Source organism: Streptomyces sp. NPDC051662, assembly GCF_040681655.1.
Taxonomy (GTDB): domain Bacteria; phylum Actinomycetota; class Actinomycetes; order Streptomycetales; family Streptomycetaceae; genus Streptomyces.
The window spans coordinates 70,769-95,447 of sequence record NZ_JBFAZD010000026.1; the positions used below are offsets into that span (position 1 = coordinate 70,769).

The 24,679-nt window shown below is 70.0% G+C and carries 24 protein-coding genes and 1 pseudogene; 14 read left to right on the plus strand and 11 right to left on the minus strand.

Going from position 1 to position 24,679, the window contains the following annotated elements:
- Window positions 1–113: 113 nt before the first annotated feature.
- From AB0M67_RS32495 to miaA, 4 genes are all read right to left on the minus strand, one after another.
- Complete coding sequence (locus tag AB0M67_RS32495) at window positions 114–2,264, minus strand: HD domain-containing protein (protein ID WP_365751146.1); 2,151 nt, start codon at window positions 2,262–2,264, stop codon at window positions 114–116.
- 136 nt (window positions 2,265–2,400) lie between these two features.
- Window positions 2,401–3,333, minus strand: coding sequence for a diaminopimelate epimerase (dapF, locus tag AB0M67_RS32500; protein ID WP_365751147.1), 933 nt, complete (start codon window positions 3,331–3,333; stop codon window positions 2,401–2,403).
- 34 nt (window positions 3,334–3,367) lie between these two features.
- Complete coding sequence (locus AB0M67_RS32505; RefSeq protein ID WP_249953114.1) at window positions 3,368–3,805, minus strand: hypothetical protein; 438 nt, start codon at window positions 3,803–3,805, stop codon at window positions 3,368–3,370.
- Window positions 3,806–3,930: 125 nt separating this feature from the next.
- The gene (gene miaA / locus AB0M67_RS32510; RefSeq protein WP_365751148.1) at window positions 3,931–4,869 is read right to left on the minus strand and encodes a tRNA (adenosine(37)-N6)-dimethylallyltransferase MiaA; all 939 of its coding nucleotides are present in this window, start codon (window positions 4,867–4,869) and stop codon (window positions 3,931–3,933) included.
- Window positions 4,870–5,132: 263 nt separating this feature from the next.
- Between miaA and AB0M67_RS32515 the strand changes: the two genes are divergently transcribed.
- Window positions 5,133–5,324 carry a gliding motility protein gene (locus AB0M67_RS32515; protein WP_365751149.1) on the plus strand — a complete coding sequence of 64 codons (192 nt, stop codon included), beginning with the start codon at window positions 5,133–5,135 and terminating at the stop codon, window positions 5,322–5,324.
- 41 nt (window positions 5,325–5,365) lie between these two features.
- A complete protein-coding gene (locus AB0M67_RS32520; protein ID WP_365751150.1) occupies window positions 5,366–5,611 on the plus strand; it encodes an antitoxin in 246 nt (81 codons plus the stop codon).
- Between the two features lie 117 nt (window positions 5,612–5,728).
- Here the strand turns inward: AB0M67_RS32520 and AB0M67_RS32525 are convergent, their stop codons facing one another.
- Both AB0M67_RS32525 and miaB read right to left on the minus strand, forming a co-directional pair.
- The gene (locus AB0M67_RS32525) at window positions 5,729–6,463 is read right to left on the minus strand and encodes a class III extradiol dioxygenase subunit B-like domain-containing protein (protein ID WP_365751151.1); all 735 of its coding nucleotides are present in this window, start codon (window positions 6,461–6,463) and stop codon (window positions 5,729–5,731) included.
- A gap of 75 nt (window positions 6,464–6,538) precedes the next feature.
- Window positions 6,539–8,026 carry a tRNA (N6-isopentenyl adenosine(37)-C2)-methylthiotransferase MiaB gene (gene miaB / locus AB0M67_RS32530; RefSeq protein WP_365751152.1) on the minus strand — a complete coding sequence of 496 codons (1,488 nt, stop codon included), beginning with the start codon at window positions 8,024–8,026 and terminating at the stop codon, window positions 6,539–6,541.
- Between the two features lie 181 nt (window positions 8,027–8,207).
- On the opposite strand from miaB, the gene AB0M67_RS32535 reads away from it, so the two are divergent.
- Window positions 8,208–9,209 carry a TAXI family TRAP transporter solute-binding subunit gene (locus tag AB0M67_RS32535; RefSeq protein WP_365751153.1) on the plus strand — a complete coding sequence of 334 codons (1,002 nt, stop codon included), beginning with the start codon at window positions 8,208–8,210 and terminating at the stop codon, window positions 9,207–9,209.
- A 36-nt stretch (window positions 9,210–9,245) separates the two neighbouring features.
- Here the strand turns inward: AB0M67_RS32535 and AB0M67_RS32540 are convergent, their stop codons facing one another.
- Both AB0M67_RS32540 and AB0M67_RS32545 read right to left on the minus strand, forming a co-directional pair.
- Entirely contained in the window at window positions 9,246–10,637 is a 1,392-nt protein-coding gene (locus tag AB0M67_RS32540; RefSeq protein WP_365751154.1) for a HAMP domain-containing sensor histidine kinase, read from the minus strand.
- A 6-nt stretch (window positions 10,638–10,643) separates the two neighbouring features.
- The gene (locus tag AB0M67_RS32545; protein WP_365751155.1) at window positions 10,644–11,357 is read right to left on the minus strand and encodes a response regulator transcription factor; all 714 of its coding nucleotides are present in this window, start codon (window positions 11,355–11,357) and stop codon (window positions 10,644–10,646) included.
- A gap of 304 nt (window positions 11,358–11,661) precedes the next feature.
- Between AB0M67_RS32545 and AB0M67_RS32550 the strand changes: the two genes are divergently transcribed.
- The 8 genes from AB0M67_RS32550 (at window position 11,662) to AB0M67_RS32585 (ending at window position 18,092) form a co-directional block, all read left to right on the plus strand.
- Complete coding sequence (locus AB0M67_RS32550; protein WP_365751156.1) at window positions 11,662–12,447, plus strand: amino acid ABC transporter ATP-binding protein; 786 nt, start codon at window positions 11,662–11,664, stop codon at window positions 12,445–12,447.
- 135 nt (window positions 12,448–12,582) lie between these two features.
- The gene (locus AB0M67_RS32555; protein ID WP_365751157.1) at window positions 12,583–13,419 is read left to right on the plus strand and encodes a glutamate ABC transporter substrate-binding protein; all 837 of its coding nucleotides are present in this window, start codon (window positions 12,583–12,585) and stop codon (window positions 13,417–13,419) included.
- 75 nt (window positions 13,420–13,494) lie between these two features.
- Window positions 13,495–14,169: an amino acid ABC transporter permease gene (locus AB0M67_RS32560; protein WP_365751158.1), complete on the plus strand. Its 675-nt coding sequence runs from the start codon at window positions 13,495–13,497 to the stop codon at window positions 14,167–14,169.
- The gene (locus AB0M67_RS32565; RefSeq protein ID WP_365751159.1) at window positions 14,166–15,077 is read left to right on the plus strand and encodes an amino acid ABC transporter permease; all 912 of its coding nucleotides are present in this window, start codon (window positions 14,166–14,168) and stop codon (window positions 15,075–15,077) included. The genes AB0M67_RS32560 and AB0M67_RS32565 overlap by 4 nt, the downstream gene beginning before the upstream one ends.
- Before the next feature lie 174 nt (window positions 15,078–15,251).
- Window positions 15,252–16,844, plus strand: a complete 1,593-nt coding sequence (locus AB0M67_RS32570; protein WP_365751160.1) for an FAD-dependent monooxygenase — start codon at window positions 15,252–15,254, stop codon at window positions 16,842–16,844.
- A 69-nt stretch (window positions 16,845–16,913) separates the two neighbouring features.
- Window positions 16,914–16,985 carry a putative leader peptide gene (locus AB0M67_RS32575; RefSeq protein WP_310851512.1) on the plus strand — a complete coding sequence of 24 codons (72 nt, stop codon included), beginning with the start codon at window positions 16,914–16,916 and terminating at the stop codon, window positions 16,983–16,985.
- Between the two features lie 76 nt (window positions 16,986–17,061).
- A complete protein-coding gene (locus AB0M67_RS32580; protein WP_365751161.1) occupies window positions 17,062–17,631 on the plus strand; it encodes a cysteine dioxygenase in 570 nt (189 codons plus the stop codon).
- Entirely contained in the window at window positions 17,628–18,092 is a 465-nt protein-coding gene (locus AB0M67_RS32585) for a rhodanese-like domain-containing protein (protein WP_365751162.1), read from the plus strand. Before AB0M67_RS32580 ends, AB0M67_RS32585 begins: the two co-directional genes overlap by 4 nt.
- Window positions 18,093–18,106: 14 nt before the next feature.
- Here the strand turns inward: AB0M67_RS32585 and recX are convergent.
- Together recX and recA are read right to left on the minus strand one after the other, a co-directional pair.
- Window positions 18,107–18,790 (minus strand): annotated as a pseudogene (gene recX / locus AB0M67_RS32590) (recombination regulator RecX); the annotation flags it as partial.
- Window positions 18,697–19,824: a recombinase RecA gene (gene recA, locus AB0M67_RS32595; protein WP_365751163.1), complete on the minus strand. Its 1,128-nt coding sequence runs from the start codon at window positions 19,822–19,824 to the stop codon at window positions 18,697–18,699. The pseudogene recX and the gene recA, both read right to left, overlap by 94 nt.
- Window positions 19,825–20,421: 597 nt before the next feature.
- Between recA and AB0M67_RS32600 the strand changes: the two genes are divergently transcribed.
- From AB0M67_RS32600 to AB0M67_RS32610, 3 genes are all read left to right on the plus strand, one after another.
- Window positions 20,422–22,212: a VCBS repeat-containing protein gene (locus AB0M67_RS32600; protein ID WP_365751164.1), complete on the plus strand. Its 1,791-nt coding sequence runs from the start codon at window positions 20,422–20,424 to the stop codon at window positions 22,210–22,212.
- 223 nt (window positions 22,213–22,435) lie between these two features.
- Entirely contained in the window at window positions 22,436–22,618 is a 183-nt protein-coding gene (locus AB0M67_RS32605; protein WP_365751165.1) for a cytochrome ubiquinol oxidase subunit I, read from the plus strand.
- Window positions 22,615–23,238: a cytochrome ubiquinol oxidase subunit I gene (locus AB0M67_RS32610; protein ID WP_365751166.1), complete on the plus strand. Its 624-nt coding sequence runs from the start codon at window positions 22,615–22,617 to the stop codon at window positions 23,236–23,238. Before AB0M67_RS32605 ends, AB0M67_RS32610 begins: the two co-directional genes overlap by 4 nt.
- Before the next feature lie 108 nt (window positions 23,239–23,346).
- Here AB0M67_RS32610 and AB0M67_RS32615 read toward each other — a convergent pair whose 3' ends face one another.
- On the minus strand, window positions 23,347–24,549 hold the full coding sequence (locus tag AB0M67_RS32615; protein WP_365751167.1) for an AI-2E family transporter: 1,203 nt from the start codon (window positions 24,547–24,549) through the stop codon (window positions 23,347–23,349).
- Window positions 24,550–24,679 lie beyond the last annotated feature (130 nt).

Below are 24,679 nucleotides of genomic sequence, written 5' to 3' on the forward strand. Positions count from 1 at the left end.
CCCGGCGCACCGCGACGGCGCGCTCCGCACCCACCCGAAAGGGGCAGGTCAGAGCGCGGACACGGGCCGGATGCCAGGCGGCGCGCGGTTGACGAAGCCGCCCGGCGGAGCGATCAGGCCGTCGCCGGATGCTGGGCGCGGCTGACGTCGTACACCCCCGGTACGTCACGCATCGCCCGCATCAGACCGGGCAGGCCCGCCGCGTCGGGCAGCTCCAGCGTGTACGTGTGCCGTACGCGCTGCTCGCTGGGCGGCTCCACCGTGGCCGCGACGATCGCTGCGCCCGCCGTGGCGATGGCTTCCGTGAGATCGGCGAGCAGCCTCGGCCGCCCGAAGGACTCGGCGTACAGCGTGACCCGGCACTCCGGGGCGTCTCCCCAGCTCACCGCGACGGGGGCGCGGTCGAGGGCCCGCATCCGTTCCACCGCCCGGCACTCCTGCCGGTGGACGGTGACCACACCGCCGCGGACCGCGAACCCGGTGACGGCGTCCGGCGGTACGGGCGTACAGCAGCCCGCCAGCCGGACCGTCGCGCCCGGCAGATCCACCACGGCGTTGGCGACGTCCCGCCGGCCCGTGCTGACGGCGAGGGCCGCGCGGGGCGTGGCGGCGGGGAGTCCGACCGTTTCCGGATGCGCCGCGAGCCATCCCGTGATCGCGATCCGCGCGGCGGCGGTACGGGCGTGGCTCAGCCACTCCGGGGAGGGCCCCGAGGCGGCGTCCCTGTCCAGCAGCAGCTGGACCGTGTCGCCGTCGCTCAGGACCGTGCTGAGCGTCGCCAGCCGGCCGTTGACGCGTGCCCCGAGACAGCCGTGCGCGGCCTCGCCGTACTGCGCGTACGCGGCGTCCACGCAGGTCGCCCCCGCCGGCAGTCCGAGCATGCCGCCCTCGGCGCGGAAGACGGTGATCTCCCGGTCCTGAGCGAGGTCCGCGCGGAGGGTCGTCCAGAAGGTGTCCGGGTCGGGCGCCGCCTGCTGCCACTCCAGGAGCCGGGAGAGCCAGCCGGGCCTGGTCGGGTCGGCCCGCTCGGAGTCCCCCGGATCCCCGGCGGACTCCGAGGCGGCACCGGCCGGGGCGGTGGTCCCGGCGGAGGACCCCGTACCGTCGTGCGCTCCCCCGCTCTCGACGGACACGTACGGATTACCGAGCGCGACCACCCCGGCCTCGGCGACCTTGTGCATCTGGTGCGTACGGATGAGGACTTCGGCGACCGCGCCGTCGGGGCCCGCGACCGCGGTGTGCAGGGACTGGTACAGGTTGAACTTGGGTGCGGCGATGAAGTCCTTGAACTCGGAGATGACCGGGGTGAAACAGGTGTGCAGCTCGCCCAGGACGGCGTAGCAGTCGGCGTCCTCACCGACGAGCACCAGCAGCCGGCCGAAGTCCGTGCCGCGCAGTTCGCCGCGTTTCAGCCCGGAGCGGTGTACGGAGACGAAGTGCCGCGGCCGTACGAGGACTTCAGCGGCGATACCCGCCTCGCGCAGCACCCTCCTGACATCCTCGGAGATCGCCGCGAGCGCGTCGCCCGCGGTGGCGTTGTCGGCGATCAGGGCACGGGTGTGCGCGTACTCCTCCGGATGGAGGATCGCGAAGACCAGGTCCTCCAGCTCGGTCTTGAGTGCCTGCACACCGAGGCGTTCGGCGAGCGGGATGAGGACGTCCCGGGTGACCTTGGCGATACGGGCCTGCTTCTCGGGGCGCATCACACCGAGCGTCCGCATGTTGTGCAGCCGGTCCGCGAGCTTGATCGACATCACTCGGACATCGTTGCCAGTGGCCACGAGCATCTTGCGGAAGGTCTCGGGCTCGGCGGCAGCGCCGTAGTCGACCTTCTCCAGTTTGGTGACCCCGTCGACGAGATAGCAGACCTCGTCACCGAACTCCGCGCGCACCTGGTCGAGCGTCACTTCGGTGTCCTCCACGGTGTCGTGGAGGAGAGAGGCCGTCAAGGTCGTGGTCTCCGCGCCCAGTTCGGCGAGGATCAGGGTCACGGCCAGCGGATGCGTGATGTACGGCTCGCCGCTCTTGCGGAACTGCCCGCGATGCGAGGCCTCGGCGAGCACATACGCCTTGTGCAGCACACCGAGGTCGGCGTCCGGATGGTGCGCGCGGTGGGCGTCCGCGACATGGCCCATGGCGTCGGGCAGCCTGTCCCTGGAGGTGGGACCGAGTAACGCGGCCCGGCCGATTCTGCGAAGGTCGATCCGGGGAAGGCCGCGTCTGCGACTCACCTGGGCACCAGGGTTGGTGGCCTCTGCACTCATGGGCACCTCCGGCAGCTTCGACCGGCGGTGAAGAGCAAGGGCGCCCTCCGGGCCGGTGCTTGATGCTATCGAGCCCACCACGTGGAGCAGTCCCGCTCTCGCCCGGCGTGAAACGGATCACCCATTCGAGCGAGCTTCAGAGCGTGCGTGCCGCGAAGGCCGTTTCGAGCCAGGCCGGATCGAGATACCCCTCCGCGACGATGACGGCGGGTCCGGTCATCTCGATCTCGCCGTCCGGGTGTTCCGTGATGACGAGGCGTCCGCCGGGCAGATCCACGGTGTAGGCGACGGGGGATCCGGTCACCGCGGGGTCGACGCCGTCCCTACGGGCCGCGGCGACGGCCACGGCGCAGGCGCCCGTACCGCAGGAGCGGGTCTCGCCCGAGCCGCGTTCATGGACGCGCATGGCGACATGGCGCGGACCGCGGTCGACGACGAATTCGACGTTCACGCCGTCCGGGTAGACGGACGCGGGGCTGACGGGCGGTTCGGAGAACAGATTCCCGGCGTGCGCCAGCTCCTCCACGAACGCGACGGCGTGCGGATTGCCCATGTTGACATTCCGGGCGGGCCACTCCCGGCCGTCGACGGCCACGGTCACCCCGTCGCCGGGGAGCACGGCACGTCCCATACGGACGGTGATGTCGCCGTCTTCGGCCCGGGTCGCCGAGCGGCCCGCGCTCTTGGCGAGGTGCACGCGCTTCACCCCGCCGCGCGTGGCCACCGCCAGATCGCCCGCCGTCACATGGCCGGCGCGCTGGAGGTAGCGCGCGAAGACCCGTACGCCGTTGCCGCACATCTCGGCGACGGAGCCGTCGGCGTTGCGGTAGTCCATGAACCACTCCGCCTCGCCGGCCATGGCGCGCGCCTCGGGGTGCGCGGCCGACCGTACGGCATGCAGCAGCCCGTCGCCGCCGATGCCGGCCCTGCGGTCGCACAGGGCGGCGACGGCGTGGGCGGGCAGGTCGATGGCATTGTCCGGGTCGGGGATGATCACGAAGTCGTTCTCGGTCCCGTGTCCCTTGAGGAAGGCGACCGGCGCGGTCTGGGAAGTGCTCACGGGGTCCATCGTACGAGCGGGGACCGACATCACCACCGCGCGGTCAGCGCAGCCGCGCGACCCGCCAGACGGCGAGGGCGACCAGGGCGGCGGCCACGGAGACGTACAGGGCGATGACCCGCCAGTCGGGGCGTTCGCCGGAGGCGCGGGTCGGCAGTCCCGGCCAGGTGTGGCCGACCCGGCGGGCGGCCATCATGGCCCAGCCCGCCGCACAGCAGCTGATCAGCAGCCCCAGCATGGCGACGACCGCACCGCCGTCCCCGGTGCCGAAGGCGAGGGGGAAGGCGAACATCAGCGAGCCGATCGCGGCGAGCCCCACGATCGGGGCGAGCTGCCAGATCCGCATCCGGCGCTGGGGACGCAGTTCGACCTCGACCTCGGGGGTCGTGGTCTCGTCTTCCGGTCCGTCGGGGCTCAGCCCCGGAGAGGCATCCGGGATGTCCGGTGCCGTGGGTTCTCTGTCGCGAGGGCCGGCCTCCATCGCCACGCGCCCTCCCCAATCGGACTTCACTGGTCGATCGATGCCCGATGGTCGATCGATGCTCGATGATGGCACGCCCGGAGGTACCGCAAGGGCGCACGGAGCGTCCCGATGCCATCACGTGATCAGGCTGTGACCGCTCGTTCGACCAACGCCAGCGCCCGGTGCGGCAGTTCCTCCCGGTGCTCCGATCCGCCTCCCAGCCAGTGGACCCGCGCGTCGCGGCGGAACCAGGAGTCCTGCCGGCGCGCGAAGCGTTTGGTGGCGCGTACGGTCTCGGCGCGCGCCTCGTCATCGGTGCACTCCCCCGCGAGCGCCGCGAGCACCTGCTGGTAGCCGAGGGCGCGTGAGGCGGTACGTCCCTGACGCAGACCCCGGGCCTCCAGCCGCCGCACCTCGTCCACCAGCCCCTCGTCCCACATCCGGTCCACGCGCCGCGTGATCCGCTCGTCCAGCTCGGGGCGGGCGACATCGACGCCGATCTGCACGGTGTCGTAGACCGAGTCATGGCCCGGCAGATTGGCGGTGAAGGGCTTGCCGGTGATCTCGATCACCTCCAGCGCCCGGACGATACGGCGGCCGTTGCTGGGCAGGATCGCGCGGCCCGCCTGGGGGTCCGCGGCGGACAGCCGCGCGTGCAGGGCGCCGGACCCGCGGAGGGTCAGCTCGCTCTCCAGCCGGGAGCGCACCTCGGGATCGGTGCCGGGGAATTCGAGGGCGTCGATGGCACCGCGTACGTACAGCCCCGAACCGCCCACCAGGACGGGGGTACGGCCCGCGGCGAGCAGCCGGTCGATCTCCGCCCTGGCGAGCCGCTGGTACTCGGCGACGCTGGCGGCCTCGGTGACCTCCCAGATGTCCAGGAGGTGATGCGGGATACCGGCACGCTCCTCGGTCGTCAGCTTGGCGGTCCCGATGTCCATCCCCCGGTAGAGCTGCATGGAGTCGGCGTTGACGACCTCACCGTCGAGTTGCCGGGCGAGATGAACGCCCAGATCGGACTTGCCGGCCGCGGTGGGACCGACGACGGCGATGACCCGCGGTGCGGTAGCTGCGCTTCTCACCGCCCCAGTCTCGCAAACACACGGGCCGCTCCCCGAATGAGTTACGTGACGGCACGCGTTCGGCTTCGTTGCCTGTTGCGAGGTTCCGGCCGCCGGTTTTCTGGCCGGTGCCCCTGGGCGGCGCAATGGGACGCTCCGGGCGGCGCGGAATTTCGCCCTCACGAGTAATGTATGGAGAAGTTATGGGTGTTTTTTCACGGTTTCGCCGGAAGTCGGTAGCCGCGTCCGACGCGTCAATCACGGAGGCACCGGCTACCACTCCAATGGCCGATCCCGCCGAGGACAGCGTTGTCGTGGCGGCGGAGGCCGAATCCGGGAAGACCGGAACGGCGACGGCCGAGCCTGCGGAGAGTGCCGGGCCCGAGACGGCGGCGGCCGAGGGCGTGGAGATCCCGAAGCAGCAGTCGGCGGAGGCCGCGGCGGACAATGAGGCCGGGAAGAGCACCCGCAAGTAGGCTGCAAGTAGGCTGTTGTCTCCTCCGAGGGAAGGTGGCCCATGAGCTTCCTGGATTCATTGAAGGCCAAGATCGGCCCGGCCAAGAACAAGGTCGCTGACCTCGCGCAGCAGCACGGGGACAAGATCGAGCACGGGCTGGAGAAGGCCGCCCGCACGGTCGATCAGAAGACCAAGGGCAAGTACAGCGACAAGATCGACAGCGGGACGGGCAAAGCCAAGGACGCCCTGGGCAAGCTCGCTCACAAGGATGACGGCACTCCCCCGCCGCCACCGCCCGCTTCCTGATCCTCGGCGCACAGAGGCCGGGCACACCGGCCAGGACGGCCGCGAGGCGCTTCGCAGCGCTTCGCGGCCGTTGTTCTTCCCCCCAGGAACCACACCGGCTCGGAGACCTGGCCCGCGCTACGACCAGGCCGCGACGAGATAACCCACGCCGTAGGGCGCGTCCTCGTACAGCAGCTCGCCGTCCAGACCGGCCCCCTGGGCGGCGCCCGCGAGCACCTGCCAGGGCGCCCGGCCCGCCGCCTTGAGCGCGTACGCCAGCTCCGTGTCCAGTGCCGTCAGCGCCGCCACGTCCGCCGTACGCAGGGCCCGGGCCACCTCCTCGTCGAATCCGGCCGCCCGTTCGTCCAGATATCCCGGCGCCTTCAGCGAGCGGCACGCGCTGGCGTCGCCCATCACCAGCAGCGCCACCCGGCCGGCCCGTGCCGCGAGCTCCCGCCCCGTGCTGAGGCACTGCTCGGTGCCGAGAGGTTCCCCCACGCCCAGTCCGCTGACGGGGGCGGCGGCCCATTGGGCACGTTCGAGCAGCCAGGCGGCCACCGCCAGGGACGCGGGCAGCGCCCGTCCGGGGCCTTCTCCGGTCCCGGCCCGCGCCGTCGCCGTGCCCGCGCCGAGGACGACATCGACGTCCACGCCGAAGCCGCGGAAGGACCCGGCGCTCCCCGGCGGATGCTCCCCCCGGCGGTCGTACTCGGCGGGTCCGACGACGATCAGCCGGTCCGGCCCGGCGGTCGCCAGCACCCCGAGGGCATCGGCGCACGCCGCGCGCGCGGCATCGAGCTCGGGGGCCGCTCCGGCGGCCACGGCGGGTACGAGCAGGGGCGGACTGGGACACACGGCGGCGGCTACGAGCATGATCCGCAGCCTAGACGAGCGAGTTCCCGGCCCCGTCCGCGCGGAGGGCGGGTGCGTACGGAGGGCGGTGCCCCGTCACTCGACGGAGCAGCCGCCCGTCACGGCCGGCAGCGGGGCCGGCACCCCGACCGTGGGCAGACCCAGCAGCACACCCGTGGGCTTCGCGGCGTCGGTCGCGTTCCGCCGGTCCCAGGCGTCTCCGGCGCGGGTGCGGCGTACCGTCCGCGTCGGTCCCTCGGCGAGCAGATGGTGCGGGGCCGCGTAGGTGATCTCGACGGTGACCACATCGCCTGGACGCACCTCCTCGTCCGGCTTGGTGAAGTGGACGAGGCGGTTGTCGGGGGCGCGTCCGGAGAGCCGGTGGGTGGCACCGTCCTTGCGTCCCTCGCCCTCCGCGACCATGACCTCCAGCACCCTGCCGACCTGCGTCTTGTTCTCCTCCCAGGAGATCTCCTCCTGGAGGGCGGACAGCCGCATGTAGCGCTCCTGGACGACCGCCTTGGGGATCTGCCCCTCCATCTCCGCGGCCGGGGTACCGGGGCGCTTGGAGTACTGGAAGGTGAACGCCTGCGCGAAACGCGCCTCGCGCACGACCCGCATGGTCTGCTCGAAGTCCTCCTCGGTCTCGCCCGGGAAGCCCACGATGATGTCGGTCGAGATGGCGGCGTGCGGAATGGCGGCGCGCACCTTGTCGATGATGCCGAGATACCGCTCCTGGCGGTACGAGCGGCGCATCGCCTTCAGGATGGTGTCCGAGCCGGACTGAAGCGGCATATGGAGCTGTGGCATCACATTCGGCGTCTCGGCCATCGCCGCGATCACATCGTCCGTGAAGTCGCGCGGGTGCGGCGAGGTGAAGCGGACCCGCTCCAGGCCCTCGATCGCGCCACAGGCCCGCAGCAGCTTGGAGAACGCCTCGCGGTCACCGATATCGGATCCGTACGCGTTGACGTTCTGGCCCAGCAGCGTGATCTCGGAGACTCCTTCGGCGACCAGCGCCTCGATCTCGGCCAGGATGTCGCCGGGGCGGCGGTCCTTCTCCTTGCCGCGCAGCGCGGGGACGATGCAGAAGGTGCAGGTGTTGTTGCAGCCGACGGAGATGGAGACCCACGCGGCGTAGGCGGACTCGCGGCGGGTCGGCAGCGTGGAGGGGAATGCCTCCAGCGACTCCGCGATCTCGACCTGGGCCTCCTCCTGGACCCGCGCGCGCTCCAGCAGCACCGGCAGCTTGCCGATGTTGTGCGTGCCGAACACGACATCGACCCAGGGGGCGCGCGTCACGATCGTGTCGCGGTCCTTCTGCGCCAGACATCCGCCGACGGCGATCTGCATGCCCGGCCGCTTGGTCTTCATCGGCGCGAGCCGGCCGAGGTTGCCGTACAGCTTGTTGTCGGCGTTCTCCCGCACCGCGCAGGTGTTGAAGACAACGACATCGGCGTCGCCGTCGGCGCCCTCGGGCGCGCGGACGTATCCGGCGTCCTCCAGCAGGCCCGACAGCCGCTCGGAGTCGTGGACATTCATCTGGCACCCGTAGGTGCGTACCTCGTAAGTCTTCTCGCTCATCTCGCCCACCAGGGTACGGGGTCGGCCGGGACGACTGCCCGAGGATTCCCATGGAGTCCGAGCGTTCCCGTGGAGATGAGCCGGAGCGTTCCCGTGGAGACCGTCGCGGGCGGAGGACAGACCGTGGCGGGCACAAGACAAGGCCTGGCCATTACGGGGAGTGAGCTGACAGGATCGGGGCATGTTCGGCCTTACGTCCCGTATCGGCCGCGGTCGCGCTCTCCAGGGCGCCACCGCGGCGCTGGTGCTGCTCGGGCTGCTGCTGTGGTGGCTGCTCCCGATCGGGCCGTCCGCGCCGAGCGGCTCGGTCACGTTCAGCACGGGCGTGACGAGCGGGGTCTATCAACGGTACGGAATGCTCCTGAAGCAGGATCTCGCCCGCGATCTGCCGGAGGTGTCGATACAGCTCCGTACCAGCGAGGGCTCACAGCAGAACATCGCGCGGGTGGCGTCCGGCGAGGCCGATTTCACCATCGCCACCGCCGACGCCGTCGCCAAGTACCAGAGGGACGGCAAGCCGGGCGCGGACCGGCTGCGCGGCTGCGCGCGCCTGTACGACGACTATGTGCAGCTGGTCGCGGCGAAGGACGCGGACATCCGCTCCACCGCTGATCTGCGCGGCAAGAAGGTGGGGGTGGGTCAGGAGGGCTCGGGGGTCCGGCTGATAGCGGACCGGCTGCTGTCCGCCGCGGATCTCGACCCGCGGAAGGACGTCGTCCCGTTCTCGGTCGGGATCGACACGATGCCGGGCCTTCTCGAACGGGGCGAGCTGGACGCCTTCTTCTGGTCGGGCGGGCTGCCCACCGGGGCGGTCCAGGATCTGTCGGAGCGCTTCGACATACGGCTGGTGCCGCTGGAGTCCGCGCTCGTCGACCGGCTGCACTCCTCGGGCGAGGCCGCGTCCCGCTACTACCGCTCCGCGGTGATACCCGCCGACGCCTACGGCAAGGCGCAGAACGGCACGGCCGTACCGACGGTCGCGGTGGCGAATCTGCTGGTGACCACCGACCGGATGAGCGCCGGGCTGACGGAGGGCTTCACGCGCACGGTGATCGACAGCCGGGACCGGATAGGCGACGAGGTGCATCCCGCGCAGCTGGTCGATCTGCGGACCGCCATCTATACGGATCCGCTGCCGCTGCATGAGGGCGCCAAGCGGTACTACCGGTCGGAGAAGCCGTAGGGCGTGTCGTAGCCCGTCGGCCGGGCAAGCACTTGATCAGGCCGTCGGGGATGATCTCGGGACGCTCAGCGTGACCTGGAGTCCGCCCGGTTCGCCGTGCTCAAAGGAGATCGAGCCGCCGCCGGCCGCGAGCAGGGCCCGGCTGATCGACAGGCCGAGGCCCGATCCCTTGATGTTCTGGTGGCGGTTGCTGCGCCAGAAGCGGTCCCCGATCCTGGCCAGCTCGTCATCCGTGAGACCGGGACCGCCGTCATTGATGACGATCTTCGAGGTCATGCCGTCGCGGGCCACCATGACCGTGACCTCTGCGTCGGCCGGGGTGAACTTGAGCGCGTTGTCCATCACGGCGTCCAGGGCGCTGGAGAGTGCGATGGGATCGGCCCAGGCGGTGACCGCCGCGCGGTGCTCCGTGAGCCTGACGCCCTTCTCGTCGGCGAGGGCCCGCCAGGCGGCGACCCGCTCGGACGCCACCTCACCGATATCCGTGAGCCGCAGATCCGCGGCGGTGTGCTCGGCCAGTGCCAGGCCCAGCAGATCGTCGAGGACCTGTGCGAGGCGCTTGCCCTCCGTCCGTACGGAGGCGATCTCCTCGTTCCCCTCGGGCAGTTCGAGGCTGAGCAGTTCGATACGGAGCAGCAGGGCGGCGAGCGGATTGCGCAGCTGATGCGAGGCGTCCGCGACAAAGGCGCGCTGCTGCTCCAGCACATCCTCGACGTTGTCGGCCATCTCGTTGAAGGAGCTGGCCAGCCGGCGCAGCTCAGGGGGGCCACCCGCCGCCGCGACCCGGGAGTTCATCCGGCCGGTGGCGATGTCATGGGTGGCCGCGTCCAGTACCCGTACCGGACGCAGTACCCAGCCGGTCAGCCGGATCGCGGCCCCGACGGCGAGCAGCATGGCCGCCACCTCGCCCGCGGCGATGATCAGCCAGCCGTGGAGGATGCGCGAACGCATCTGGCCGGTCGGTGAGTCGGTCACGACCACGGCGACGACATCGCCGTCCCGTACGACCGGTGAGTCGACGATCAGCCGGCCGTTCTGCCAGGGCCAGACCTGCTCGGGATCGCCACTGCGCCGGCCGAGCAGCGCCTCCTCGAAGGACCGCCGGGCCGGGCCCTCCTCGGGGACGCTCCAGCCTTCGGGGGCGCGGGCCATGACGCCGTTGTCGCGGTAGAAGACACCGGCCCTGACCCCGTACACCTCGTAGTACCTGGTCAGTTCCGTCTCCAGCATCGTGCGCCGCTCCTGGGCGCCCGAGCGGCTCTCGGAGACGAACTGGGCCAGGGCCGCGACCCGCGCGGTGTCGTCGATCCGGTCGACGACGACGCGCTGCTGCTCGGCGGCGGCGAGGCTCACGGCGAGCGGGAAGCCCAGGGCGAGGAGCACGCCCGCCATGAGGATGATGAGCAGCGGAAGGAGTCGGGTGCGCACGGGGCGTTACGGCCCCTGGTGTGCGCCGGGGACGACCAGGCGGTAGCCGACGCCCCGGACCGTCTCGATCAGCGCCGGCATGCCGAGCTTGCCGCGCAGGGAGGCCACATGGACCTCCAGCGTGCGGCCCGTACCTTCCCAACTGGTGCGCCAGACCTCGCTGATGATCTGCTCGCGGCCGAACACCACACCGGGGCGCTGGGCGAGCAGGGCCAGCAGATCGAACTCCTTGCGGGTCAGCTGGACGGCCGTGCCGTCCACGCTCACGCGCCGGGTGGGCAGTTCGAGGCTGAGGCGCCCGAGCCGCTGGGCGCCCCCGGGGACCGGGGCCGGCTCGTCCCCGCTGACGGTGCGCCGGCTGACGGCATGGATACGGGCGAGCAGTTCGCCGGTGTCGTACGGCTTGACCACGTAGTCGTCGGCGCCGAGGTTGAGGCCATGGATGCGGGAGCGGACATCGGCCCGCGCGGTCACCATGATCACCGGGGTCGAGGTGATCCTGCGGATCTTGCCGCAGACCTGGTAGCCGTCCTGGTCGGGCAGTCCGAGGTCGAGCAGGACGACCGAGAAGGGCACCTTGCCCACATTGGCGGCGGGCAGCACGGCCTGGAGCGCCTCCTCACCGCTGCGGGCATGTACGACCTGGAATCCATGTTTGGCGAGCACGGCCGACAGGGCGGCGGCCACATGGTCGTCGTCCTCCACGAGCAGCAGTCTCACGGGCCCCCTTCACGGTCTCGGTTCGGTTCGGGTCGCGACGTCGGTCGCGCTGATCTCGTCGCGCCGTGTTCATGCGCTGTTAGTACGTACCAGGCATCCACGCCGATCGCGCACGGTCAGTCAAGGGTCTTCCCGTTACGCCAAGGTTTCCGTTACCCACCCGGTACTCCCTCCACCGTCCTCTTCACACGGAGTGTCCGGTTGCGGCCGGATCGTTATGCTCAATTTCCGCTCAGATGTAATGACGCTGATCGCAGTGCGTGACTAAGGTCCTCCCAACCGAGGAGGACGGAGCAAAAAGCCGATGAGCGGAGTGTCAGTGACCAAGGGCGCCGAGGACGCCGTGCCTGCGACGGGCGACCTGGTCGTACTGAGCAACGTGAACAAGCACTTCGGCGCGCTGCATGTGCTCCAGGACATCGACCTGACCATCGCCCGTGGCGAGGTCGTGGTCGTCATCGGGCCCTCCGGGTCCGGCAAGTCCACACTGTGCCGCACCATCAACCGCCTGGAGACGATCGATTCGGGCGCGATCACGATCGACGGCAAGCCGCTGCCGGAGGAGGGCAGGGAGCTCGCCCGGCTGCGCGCCGATGTCGGCATGGTCTTCCAGTCGTTCAACCTCTTCGCGCACAAGACGGTGCTGGAGAACGTCACGCTGGGCCAGATCAAGGTCCGCAAGACGGACAAGGCGAACGCCGAGGAGAAGGCACGCGCGCTGCTGGACCGCGTGGGCGTCGGCTCACAGGCCGACAAGTACCCGGCCCAGCTCTCGGGTGGCCAGCAGCAGCGTGTAGCCATCGCGCGGGCGCTGGCGATGGGCCCGAAGGTCATGCTCTTCGACGAGCCGACCTCCGCGCTCGACCCCGAGATGATCAATGAAGTACTTGAGGTCATGCAGCAGTTGGCGCGCGACGGAATGACGATGGTCGTCGTCACCCATGAGATGGGTTTCGCGCGCTCCGCGGCGAACCGGGTTGTCTTCATGGCGGACGGCCGGATCATCGAACAGGCCACGCCGGACGAGTTCTTCAGCAACCCACGCAGCGACCGCGCCAAGGACTTCCTGTCGAAGATCCTGCATCACTGATCGACGCTCTGGACACGGATCTCTCACAGAGATCTCTCACCGGACCGTTCACATGGCTCATCACTGCTCTTCTTACGGTTCCGCCGAGTGCGGTGGAACCGGTTCGTTCACGTCTCACCCGAGGGAAGTTCACGCATGAAGCTTCGCAAGGCAAGCGCCGCGGCCGCCGCCGTTGTCGTCCTCTCCCTGACCGCGACCGCCTGCGGCGGCGACAGCGGTGACAGCGCCGGCGGTGACGGCGGCGGCAAGATCACCATCGGTATCAAGTTCGACCAGCCGGGCCTCGGTCTGAAGAAGCCCGATGGTACGTTCGCGGGCTTCGACGTCGATGTCGCGACCTATGTCGCCAAGGAACTGGGCTTCGACGCCAAGGACATCGAGTGGAAGCAGGCTCCCAGCGCCGAGCGCGAGAACCTGATCTCCAACGGAGACGTGAAGTTCGTCGCCGCCAGCTACACGATCAACGACGAGCGCAAGAAGAAGGTCGACTTCGCCGGCCCGTACTTCCTCGCCCACCAGGACCTGCTGGTCCGCGCGGACGACTCCTCCATCACCAAGGCCGAGGACCTGAACTCCAAGAAGCTCTGTTCGGTCACCGGCTCCACCTCGGCGCAGAACATCGCGGACAAGCTCGCGCCGAAGGCGGACCTCCAGGAGTTCGGCGGCTACTCCGAGTGCCTGACCGGCCTGGAGAACAAGGCCGTTGACGCCCTGACCACGGACGACTCCATCCTCGCGGGCTATGCCTCGCAGCAGGAGCACCAGGGCAAGTTCAAGCTCGCGGGCCTCAAGCTCAGCGACGAGCCCTACGGCATCGGCCTCAAGAAGGGCGACACCGAGCTCCAGAAGAAGATCAACGACGCGCTGACCAAGATGGTCTCGGACGGTTCCTGGCAGAAGGCCGTGACCGCCAACTTCGGTCCGGCCAACTACAAGAACGAGCCCGCCCCGAAGATCGACGCGACGAGCTGAGAGAAGCAGTGACGCGCCGCCGGCCGGGCCGGCGGCGCGTACCGACCAGCAAACCAGGGGAGAGCGCGGGGCATCGTGTTCGACTTTCTTGATTCCGGGCAGTACGACCTGCTCGGCGCCTTCTGGGTGACGGTGCAGCTCACCCTCTATTCCGCGGTGGGTTCCCTGATATGGGGAACGCTGCTGGCCGGGATGCGTGTCAGTCCCGTACCACTCATGCGTACCTTCGGTACCGCATACGTCAATATCGTCCGTAACACCCCGCTGACCGTCGTTCTCGTCGGCTGTTCGCTGGGGCTCGGCCAGACGCTCCAGATCACGCTCGGCGGCGGGGACTTCAAGTCCATCGGCTTCCGGCTGGCCGTACTGGGCCTGGTCGCCTACACCGGCACCTTCGTCTGCGAGTCCCTCCGCTCCGGCATCAACACCGTGCCCGTCGGGCAGGCGGAGGCCGCCCGCGCGCTGGGGCTGAGCTTCTTCCAGGTGCTGACGCTGATCGTGCTGCCCCAGGCGTTCCGCTCCGTGGTGGCGCCGCTGGCCAACGTACTGATCGCGCTGACGAAGAACACGACGGTCGCCGCGGCCATCGGGGTCGCGGAAGCCTCGGCACTGATGAAGACCATGATCGAGAACGAGACCAGCGCGCTCTTCGCCGTCTTCGCGGTGATCGCTTTCGGCTTCATCGTTCTCACTCTCCCGACCGGCCTGATTCTGGGCTGGGTCAGCAAGCGCGTGGCGGTGAAGCGATGAGTGACACGTCCGTCCTGTACGACACCCCAGGTTCACGCGCCAAGCGGCGCAACGTCCTCTACACGATCGTGTTCCTGGTGCTCTTCGCGCTCGCCGCGTGGTGGGTACTGGCCACCATGGCCGAGAAGGAACAGCTCGCGTCCGAGAAGTGGAGCCCGTTCGTCACGGACTCCGCGGTCTGGACGACCTATCTGCTGCCCGGACTCGGGGAGACCCTCAAGTCCGCGGCCCTCTCCATCGTGATAGCCCTGCCGTTCGGCGCGCTGCTCGGCATCGGCAGGCTCTCCGACCACGCGTGGATACGGGTTCCGGTCGGCGTGGTCGTGGAGTTCTTCCGTGCCATCCCGGTCCTGATCATGATGGTGTTCGCCAGCGCGCTGTACGTGCAGTTCAGCGACGTCTCCTCGGACATCAGGCCGCTGTACGCGGTGGTGACGGGCCTGGTGCTCTACAACGCCTCGGTCATCGCCGAGATCGTCCGGGCCGGCATCCTCACGCTGCCGAGCGGCCAGACCGACGCCGCGAAGGCGATCGGGATGCGCAAGGGCCAGACCATGTCGTACGTCCTGCTGCCGCAGGCCGTGACCGCGATGCTGCCGGCCCTGGTCAGTCAACTCGTGGTGATCGTCAAGGACACCGCGCTGGGCGGCGCGATCCTGGGGCTGTCCGAGCTGCTCGCGCAGAACCGCGCGATCACCGCGAACTACGGCGCCAACACCATCGCCACGCTCACCGTCATCGCGCTCATCTTCATCGTGCTCAACTTCGTCCTCACCACCTTCGCCGGTTGGCTGGAGAAGCGGCTGCGCCGGGGCAAGAAGAGCACCGGCGCGGTTCTCGGAGCCGGAGAGCCGCATCATGCCTACGGCCCGGGGCACACCATGGACGGCGGCAACGCCTCCCTCTGAGGCGGGTTCCAGCTGACGGGGGTTCCTTCTGAGGCGGGCGGGACAGGAGGGTACGCGCCGCCCAGCCCGTCGCTTGACGCGGGCACCCCCAGTAGGTTGCATACGTTCTGTGATCACGCACCGGGCTCCTACCGCCCTTGACCGTATGACCGCACGGGCCGGAGGGGTCGCGCCGTGGACCCGGTGATCGTCGCCGGCGCGGGCCCCGTCGGTCTCGCGCTCTCTCTGGCCCTCGCCGCGCAGGGCGTCCCCTCCGTCCTCCTGGACGAGGGGACCGGTACGGACGAGCCGCGTCCGGCCCGTACCGCGATACTGCGGCCCGACACCGCCGCTCTGCTGGCCCGGCTGGGCTGCACCACCCTCGGTGATGAGGGCACGCACTGGGTCGGCTGGCGTCTGATGCGGCGCAAGCAGCTGATGCGGGAGCTGCCGCTCGGCGAGAACGGCGCCCCCGCGCCCCTGCACATCCCCCAGCACGCCCTCGCGCGCGGGCTGCGGAGCGCCCTCGCCGGCCAGGAGCTGGTGCGCGTGGTCACCGGCAACCGGCTCGACTCACTGGAGCAGGACGACCGCGGAGTCACCGTGCACGCCCAGGGTCCCGGGGCGACCTGGTGGCGCGGCAGCCATCTGGTGGGGTGCGACGGCGCCAGGTCCACGGTCCGCAAACTGCTCGGCATCCGCTTTCCCGGGCGTACGGCGGTGGAGCGGCACGCCGTCGCCGCGCTCCGCGCCGAACTGCCCTGGCCGGGCGAGGCACTGCTGCACCGGCAACCGCCCTGGTCCGGCGGGGGGGAGGAGGTGTCCGCCAGGCCGCTGGCGGACGGTGTGTGGCGGCTCGACTGGCTGCTGCCCTCCCGGGGCGACTTGGTCACGCCCGACGCGCTGGTGGCGCGGTTACGGGACACCCTGGCCGGCTGGTGCGGCGAGACACCGCCGTACGAACTGCTCGACACGGGCGTCTACACCCTGCACCACCGGCTGGCCAGGCGCTGGCGCGCCGGACGGGCCTTCCTCGCCGGGGACGCGGCCCATCTGCTGGGCGCGGTGGGCACCCAGGGGCTCGACGAAGGGCTGCGGGACGTCAGCAACCTCGCCTGGAAGATCGCCGAGGACTGGCACCACGGGGCGTCGGAGACCCTGCTGGACAGCTATCAGGCGGAGCGGCGCACGGCAGTCGCCGCCCGGCTGCGCGCGGCCGATCAGTCGCTGCCGATACTGCGGGGCGGCGGCGGGCTGCGTACGTATATGCCGGGCGCCACGCGCGGGCATGACACCCTGCTCGCCGACGGGCATCTGGGGCACGGACCACTGGGGGCACCGCCCGCCTATCCGCACTCCCCCCTCGCGCCTCCGCGCGCCGAGGCGCAGACGGCTGTCGGTACGCCCCCCGGCGCCCCCGTCGAGGACGTACGGGTGACCGCGCCCGACGGTACGACCGTACGGCTCATGGACCGGCTCGGCCGTGGCCTGCATCTGGTGGTGCTGGTCGCGCCCGGCACCGGGGTGTGGGACCGGCGGCACTGGCTGACGGCGGGCGTGATGCCACGGCTGGCCGCGGCGGTGACCGCCCTGCCGGTACGGGCCGAGCTGCTGGTCACGGAGGCCTACCCGGGGGCCTCCGCGCACAGCGTGCTGCTGGTGCGGCCGGACGGCCATCTGGTGGCGGCCTTCAGTGGAGTACGCCCCGCCGACCTCTACTCCGCGGCGGACGCGGCGCGCGGAGGCAGTCCTTCCGCCCCGTCGGAGGTGCGCGCGGACGCCCCCTGACCACACTGCGAACATCGATTGACCGCCGCGGGCTCGCATGGTGTACTCCGGAACGTGACCGACACCGATGTGCGCCTGTGGCGGAGAGTCCATATGGACTTGCTCCGCTACGCGGGCTGCGTGTGTCGCCCGTCCTGCTGATTCGCCCTCTCTCTTCACACGCTTGTCGCGCGGCGTCGCGGCGGCACCTCTTCGCGAACATCTCAGGACGGTCACCATGTCTCTACCCGTACGTACCTCCGCATCCGGCACCGGCACCGCCGCCGGTCGCGCCGCCGCGACGCCCCCGGCCGCCGGGCCCACCCCCGCCGAGTTGCTCGACTTCGTCCGCAGGAGCGCGGCCGACACCGATCTGGTCTCCTCGCTCCCGCTGGACCCGGAGGGCCGTACGTGGATCCGGCTCAACGGTCCCGCGGGCAGCGAGGCATGGCTGATCGGCTGGCCGCCCGGTACGGGAACCGGCTGGCACGACCATGGCGGCTCGCACGGCGCGTTCGCCACCGCGTCGGGCACCCTCAAGGAGGACTCGCTCGCGGCCCGGCTGCCCACCGAGGGGTGGAAGACCCTGGAACTGGCCGAAGGCGTCGACCGCGAGCGGCAGTTGACGGCCGGGGAGGGCCGGGCGTTCGGCAGGCACCATGTGCATGAGGTACGGAACGAGTCCGGTGCCGAGCACGCCGTCTCCGTACACGCCTACTATCCGCCGCTACCGCTGATGCGGCGCTACAGCCGAACCGGCGCCGTGCTCCGCCTTGAGCAGGTCGAGCGTCCCGAGGAGTGGCAGTGACGGACCAGGCCATATCCGAGGGCGCGGGTGTCGAGTCGGCGGGGATCGAGCCGGTGGGAATCGATGAGCTGCTGGAACGGGTCCGTGAGGACCTGGACCGAATAGAACCGAGGGAAGCGGCCGAGGCCGCCGCGGATGGCGCGCTGCTGGTGGACATCCGGTACGCGGCGCTGCGCGAGCGCGATGGGCTGATCCCGGGTGCGCTGGTCGTCGAGCGCAATGAGCTGGAGTGGCGGCTCGACCCCCAGGGCAGCCATCGCGCGCGGGAGGCCACGAGCCACGATCTGCGGGTGGTGGTGATCTGTAACGAGGGGTACGCGTCGAGTCTCGCGGCGGTGTCCCTGCGGCAGCTGGGGCTGCACCGCGCGACCGACCTCGTCGGCGGATTCCAGGCGTGGAAGGCCGAGGGCCTGCCGGTTGTCGCGGCGCAGGCCAACACGGAAGACGCGGACGCGGCGTAGGCGTCTAAAGCCGACTAGTAGAGGCCCTCGTCCAGTCCCTCGGTGTCCTCCCCCTCCTCCTCCAGCGCTTGGCGGACCACCCGGAGCGCCATGCCCTCCGGATAGCCCTTGCGAGCCAGCATGCCCGCGAGCCTGCGCAGCCTTCTGTCGCGTTCCATCCCGCGGGTGGCGCGGAGCTTGCGGGCGACCAACTCTCGGGCGGTCGCCTCCTCCTGGTCGGAGTCCAACTGCCCGACCGCCTCGTCGATCAGGGTGGCGTCCACCCCTTTCGTACGCAGCTCACGGGCGAGCGCACGCCGGGCCAGGCCCCGGCCGTGATGCCGGGACTCCACCCAGGCGTCCGCGAACGCCGCGTCGTCGATCAGCCCCACGTCCTCGAAGCGGGAGAGCACCTCCCGCGCCACGTCCTCGGGGATCTCCCGCTTGGCCAGCGCGTCCGCCAGCTGTTTGCGGGTACGAGGGGTTCCGGTGAGCAGGCGCAGACAGATCGCCCGCGCCCGCTCCGCCGGATCCTGGGGCGACAGCTCCTGCCCGGCCCTCGACGGGTCGGAGCTGTCGCCCGGCCTTTCCGTCCGCCACCGCTTCTCATAAGGCATGGGACGAACTAACTCTTGGCCGTGGCCGCCTTGGCCGACTTGGCTTTGGAGGCGGGAGCGGGCACGGACTTGGCCGGGTCCTCCGCGGGCGCCGGAGCGCCCGCCGCGTCCGCCGCGGGCTCGGCCGTCGCCGCGTCCGGCCGCACACCGACGCCCAGCTTCTCCAGGATCTTCTTCTCGATCTCATTGGCGAGATCGGGGTTGTCCTTGAGGAAGTTGCGCGCGTTCTCCTTGCCCTGGCCGAGCTGGTCGCCCTCGTACGTGTACCAGGCGCCTGCCTTCCGTACGAAGCCGTGCTCCACGCCCATGTCGATCAGACCGCCCTCGCGGCTGATGCCCTGGCCGTAGAGGATGTCGAACTCCGCCTGCTTGAAGGGCGGCGCGACCTTGTTCTTGACGACCTTGACGCGGGTGCGGTTGCCGACGGCGTCGGTGCCGTCCTTCAGGGTCTCGATACGACGGATGTCGAGCCGCACCGAGGCGTAGAACTTGAGCGCGCGGCCACCCGTCGTGGTCTCCGGCGAACCGAACATCACGCCGATCTTCTCGCGGAGCTGGTTGATGAAGATCGCGGTGGTCTTGGACTGGTTGAGCGCACTGGTGATCTTCCGGAGGGCCTGGCTCATCAGCCGTGCCTGGAGACCGACGTGCGAGTCGCCCATCTCGCCCTCGATCTCCGCGCGCGGCACCAGAGCGGCGACGGAGTCGATGACGATGAGGTCGAGCGCGCCGGAGCGGACCAGCATGTCCACGATTTCGAGCGCCTGCTCGCCGTTGTCCGGCTGGGACAGGATCAGATTGTCGATGTCGACGCCGAGCTTCTTCGCGTACTCGGGGTCGAGGGCGTGCTCGGCGTCCACGAAGGCCACCGCGCCGCCGGCCCGCTGCGCGTTCGCCACCGCGTGCAGCGTCAGGGTCGTCTTTCCGGAGGACTCGGGCCCGTACACCTCCACCACGCGGCCACGCGGCAGGCCGCCGACGCCGAGCGCGACGTCGAGCGCGGTCGACCCGGTGGGGATGACCTCGATGGGTTCGTTCGGCCGCTCACCGAGGCGCATCACCGCGCCCTTCCCGAATTGCCGTTCAATTTGTGCGAGAGCGGCGTCGAGCGCCTTCTCGCGGTCGGTTCCTGCCATGGGTTCCACCCGATTTGCTTGAGTCGATCGCTTCACGTCAAAGACGCTATCCCCTGCCACTGACAACGCGTCCCGACGCCCTCCCGGACCTGTGGAAAACTCCGTCGGCCAAGCTCTCCGGACACCCCCACCGCACCACATCGCCGGCCGGTTCCGGGAGGCACCGGCAGTCATCCATGAGAATGGATGTTCGATTTTACTGTCAAGCGCACCACACGCCTCATCCGTCAATCACGCGACCGGGCCCGCCGAGACCACCGCCCGGACCCCGGCCCCACATGGCGATTCACCCGTTTCACCACCTTCGTTAACAAAAAATCCACCGGGACTTCACAACTGACTTGCCGACAGAACCCCTAGACGGATACACCTACTTCACGACCTGGGGAGGGCGTCATCACTGTGGGGGGAGTTCCATCACCGTGGGGGGGCAGTTCTTTCACGTGCGGGCAGTTCCCGTCGTGCCACGCGCCGACGGCGCTCCAACGACGACTCCAGTGGTGCGACACCACATGACGCCCCGCGACCCGCGCACCGCCGTGTCCGGCGTGTGCCGCCGCTGATCCCCGGGCTTCTTCACACCTCACTGGAGGCAGCATGTCCATCCACGCAAGACCCGGGGCCGAGTGGCCCCGCAGGATCGCCCGCTCGGCCGTGCTCGGCTGCGCCGGGCTGCTGGTGAGCGGATCGCTGATGGTCACCACGGCGTCGGCGGCCGATACGCCGGACGCCGGACCGCACGGAGCCGTCACCCTCCCCGTTCCGCAGTCCACCCGCCCCACCTTCAGCATCCCGGGCCGCGACACCGCGGACACCGCCAAGGGCCAGGACCGCCGTCTCGCCGCCGGCCGGGCCGCGGCGGACACCCCCGCGCAGCGCGCTGACATGGACGGTGACGGCTACGGCGATCTGATGTACCGCACCGACTACGGCGAGGTCTGGGCCGACTGGGGTTCCGACGGCGCGGCCGTGATCTCCGCGGACGACTCCCAGGTCAAGGATCTGCTGCTGCCAGGCGACCTCACCGGCGACGGCAAGGCCGACCTGCTCACCGTGACGCCCACCGGCTCCCTGCGGCTGCACAGCGGCGCGAACTCCACCCTCTACGGCGGGATGACCTCGTACACCACGCTCAGCACCGGCTGGCAGGCGTACGACAAACTGGTCGTCCCCGGCGATCTGACCGGTGACGGCGCGCCGGACCTGCTGGCCCGCGGCTCGTCGGGGCTGTTCCTCTTCCCCGGCACCGGCAAGGGGTTCAAGGCCGGGATCCAGGTGGGCGGCGCCGGCTGGAGCCAGTTCGACCAGTTGGTCGGCGTGGACGATGTCAACGGCGACGGCCTGGCCGATCTCGTCGCGCGCAACGCCACCGGGCTCTATGTCTACCCCGGCAACGGCAGCGCCACCGGCTACCCGTTCAAGGACCGGATCCAGATCGGCGGCGCCGGCTGGAACCAGTACAACCAGTTGGTCGGCGGCACGGACTACAGCGGGAACGGCACCCCCGACCTGGTGGCCCGCTCGTACGACGGCACCCTCTACTTCTACGAGGGCAACGGCGACGGCACGTTCGGCGCCCGGGAGCAGATCGGCACGGGCTGGGGTTTGGTGACCCAGTTCGCGGGCACGGGCAATCGGCCGCACTTCGGCAAGGCCGGCGTCTTCGCCCGTACCTCCGGCGGCACGCTCTACTACTACGGCACCACCGGCACCGGCCGGCTCACCTCGAAGTATCTGATCGGTGACGGCTGGGACCGCTCGCTGACGCGGCTGACCCACGCGGTGTCACTGCGCGCGAACGGCAGTTCGGACCTGATCGAGCACGGCGTCTACGACGGTCATCTGTACAACGCCGGCTCCTATGCCTCGTCCGACCCCGAGATCGCGGGCGGCTCCAAGTCGTACAACCTGGTCATCGGCCCCGGGGATCTCAACGGCGACGGCAAGAGCGACCTGCTTGCCCGCAGTTCCACCGCCCTCTACTTCTACGCGGGCAGCGGTACGGGCATGTCGTTGAAGGGCCGCGTCCAGATCGGTGGCAGCGGCTGGTCGCAGTTCAACAAGATCGTCGGCGCGGGTGACTTCACCGGCGACGGTCGCGCCGATCTCCTCGCGCGCAGCTCCAGCGGCCTGTATCTGTACGCGGGTACCGGCAAGGCCGGTTCACCGTTCGGTGCGAAGGCACAGGTCGGCGGCGCGGGCTGGAGCCAGTACAAGAACATCGCGGCCCCGGGTGACCTCAACGGCGACGGCGTCGCCGACCTGCTGGCCTCGAACTCGGCGGGTGAGCTGTACTTCTACGCGGGCACCGGCAAGGCGTCCGCGCCCCTGAAGGCCCGGGTGAAGATCGGCAACGGCGGCTGGAACCAGTACACCGACCTGCTCTGAGCCGGCCGAACCCCTCGGGCGCCGCGAAGCCCGTCGGGCGCCGCGAAACGCCTCAGACGTCGCGTAACCCGTCACGGGCCGCGAACCGTCCGGGTCCTCGCGGTTGCGCCCGCGGTCGCTCACTCCGGGTGCCTCAGCCGGTGCACCACACCGGCTGAGGCACCCGGCCGCGCCTGTCCAGACGCGGGCCGCGTGCGGCGGGCATCCGGTGCACGCGCGGATTGTGCGTTTCTGGGGTCAGTTGTACGTCATCAACTACGCGGTCGGGATCGTCACCGGCATTGTGATGGAGTTCCAGTTCGGACTGAGCTGGAGCGGGCTGACCCACGGCGTGGGCAATGTCCTCGGCGCCTCGCTCGCCGTCGAGACGATCGTCTGGCGTCGCTCGCCGAGCCGCAACCCATGAAGTCGGCCGTGTTCCAGCAGAAGACAGCCGAAATCGCCCGGCTCCAGACGGACTTGGTGGCGCGGTTCGGGCCAGGTGACTATGTGCCCTCGGCGGCGTGGACGCGCGGCGGCGCGTTGGTGATGCTGATCGCCCTCGCGCTGATGATGTACCTCTGCGTGGCCGGTGCGGTGCTCGGCTGCTTCCGGAAAGTGGTCTTCCGCTTCCGGCTCCGGCATCTGGTGCTGATGGCGTCCGTACCGCTGCCCTATCTCGCGATGATCAGCGGCTGGGTCTTCCGGGAGGCGGGCCGGCAGCCCTGGGTGGTGTACGGGGTGCTGCGGACGCGGGACGCGGTATCGGAGCTGTCACCCACCGCGATGCGCACCTCGCTGATCGCCTTCACCACGCTCTTCGTCCTGCTGGCCGTCGTCAACGCGCGGCTGCTCTGGCGCCATGCCCGGCTCGGTCCCGTGGAGTCAGGACTCGGCCATGACGAACGCGCCGTACGTGACGACCGTACGGACGACCGGACGGGCGGCGGCGTCGGCCCGACCGATGGCCGGACGGACGGGGACGATCCCGGCCCGGCGGACCCGACCGGGCGACCCTCGCGCCGCTCGTGCCCGTGGTGCTGGTGATCACCCCGCTGCTGGTCGCCGTGCAGGCGTGGCTGTGGTGGGTCTTCCGGCACCGTGTGACCGGGCCGTCCTATCTCTGACCCCTCTGACTGACCCCTTCGGCGTTTCCTACGGCTGCGGCGGTCGCCCGTCGTCCACTCGCGTCTTCGAGTCCGTGCCCGGGTCCATGGTCCCCTCTGTGCCCGGGTTCGTGTCCGTGCGGGTGTTCGTGTGCAGCACACGGCGTATCTGGCGCAGCAGCGGCACGCCGTCGCGCGTTCTACGGCCGTGCACGCGCGGATCGTCCATCACGTCGTACCGCTTCACATACGCCCCGAGGAATGCCTGGAGCGTGGCGACCGCCGGAATCGCGATCAGGGCGCCGACCGCGCCCAGCAGCGCCGTACCCGCGATGACCGACCCGAAGGCCACGGCCGGGTGGATGTCGACGGTCTTGGCGGTCAGCTTGGGCTGGAGCATGTAGTTCTCGAACTGCTGGTAGATCACCACGAACCCGAGCACCCAGACCGCGTACCAGGGGTCCACGGTGAAGGCGATCAGCATCGGCAGCGCGCCCGCCAGATAGGTACCGATCGTCGGGATGAACTGCGAGACGAGCCCCACCCAGATCGCCAGCGCCGGTGCGTACGGCACCCCCAGGATCTCCAGCAGGACGTAATGCGCGGCACCGGAGATGAGGGCCATCAGCCCGCGTGAGTAGAGATAGCCGCCCGTCTTGACGACGGCGATCTCCCAGGCGCGCAGCACTTCGGCCTGCCGGGCCGGCGGGAGTACGGAGCAGAGCGCGCGCCGCAGCCGGGGTCCGTCGGCCGCGAAGTAGAACGAGAACAGGAAGACCGTCAGCAGCCGGAACAGCCCGCCCAGCACGGTGGTGGAGATGTCCAGGACACCCGTCGCGCTGTTCTGCACATAGCGCTGGAGCCAGTCGGAGTGCAGCAGGCTGTCCTGGACGGCGACCCTGGACAGCTCGGTGTGGAAGGTGTCGTTGATCCAGTTGATCACCGAGTCGAGGTACTGCGGGAAGGATTCGACCATCTCGATGATCTGGCTCGCCAGCATGGAGCCGAGCATCACCATGAAGCCGACACAGACGATCAGGACCACGAAGAAGACCAGGAAAGTGGCGAGTCCACGCCGCATCCCACGATCCGCCATCCGGCTCACGGCGGGCTCAACCGCCAGTGCCAGGAAGAACGCGATCAGCATATTGATCAGCAGGCCGATGAGCTGGTGGAACGCCCAGCTGCCGAGCTGGAAGCAGGCTATGAGCGCCAGCGCCAGGATCATGGCACGCGGCAGCCAGCGGGGCATCTGGCGCCGCTCACCGTCACTGCCCGCAGGGGACACCGAAGTGCCCGAGGCGCTCGTGGAAGAGCCCGCGGGAGCCGTCGGTGAAGGAGCCGCCGCAGGAGCCGTCGAAGACGCCTCGGGAGGCGTGCCC